At 64.6% G+C, this 356-nt stretch carries 1 protein-coding gene; it reads left to right on the plus strand.

The features are described 5' to 3' along the window. The coding region (locus B7449_RS15280; protein WP_048883786.1) for an outer membrane protein at nucleotides 1-356 on the plus strand (356 nt) is incomplete at both ends.

Here is a 356-nt window from a genome sequence, read left to right on the forward strand (position 1 = left end):
CACGCCGTTCGTCGGTGTCGGTGCGGGTTACCTGTGGCAGAACGCGCATGATGTCACGGTGGGCAACTCCCCCGGTCGTAGCATGAGTGGCACGAAGGGCGGCTTCGCCTATCAGGGAATCATCGGTGCGGCCTATGACATTCCCGGCATTCCTGGCCTGCAGATGACCACCGAATACCGCATGATCGGCCAGCCCTCGTCCTTCACGATGGGCAATTACACCGCCAGCGGCCCGTATGACTCGGGACATGCCAGCTTCGACCACCGCTTTAACCACCAGTTCATTGTCGGTGTCCGCTACGCATTCAACAGCGCGCCGCCGCCGCCGCCGCCGGCCCCTGCCGTCGTGCCGCCCG

This window comes from Komagataeibacter intermedius TF2, from assembly GCF_000964425.1.
GTDB classification, from domain to species: domain Bacteria; phylum Pseudomonadota; class Alphaproteobacteria; order Acetobacterales; family Acetobacteraceae; genus Komagataeibacter; species Komagataeibacter intermedius.